Source organism: Pseudoalteromonas sp. S558 (genome assembly GCF_005886635.1).
GTDB lineage: Bacteria > Pseudomonadota > Gammaproteobacteria > Enterobacterales > Alteromonadaceae > Pseudoalteromonas > Pseudoalteromonas aliena.
Map to the genome: position 1 here is coordinate 1 of NZ_PNDU01000597.1, position 345 is coordinate 345.

General features: G+C 34.8%; 1 protein-coding gene. It reads right to left on the reverse strand.

Translation table 11 applies throughout. The features are described 5' to 3' along the window. Nucleotides 1–27: 27 nt before the first annotated feature. Nucleotides 28–345, reverse strand: a 318-nt coding sequence (gene greA / locus CWB66_RS21590; protein ID WP_138587014.1) for a transcription elongation factor GreA, incomplete at its 5' end; no start/stop codon positions are given.

Genomic DNA, 345 nt, shown 5'->3' on the forward strand with positions numbered 1-345 from the left:
TATAAAACGTTAAAGTGAGTTAACTAATTAAATATACTCAACCTCAATGATTTCGTACTCTACATCACCTTTTGGCGTTTTGATAATCACAGCGTCATCCGCTTGTTTACCAATTAAGCCGCGAGCAATTGGTGAATTAACAGAAATTAAATTACTTTTAATATCTGCTTCATCATAGCCAACAATCTGATATTTAACTTCAGCGTCGGTTTCAACATTAACGATGGTTACTGTAGTCCCAAAAATCACTTTACCTGTATTAGGCATCTTTGTTACGTCAATCATCTGCATGTTTGAAAGTTTTGCTTCAATTTCTTGAATACGGCCTTCACAAAAACCCTGTTG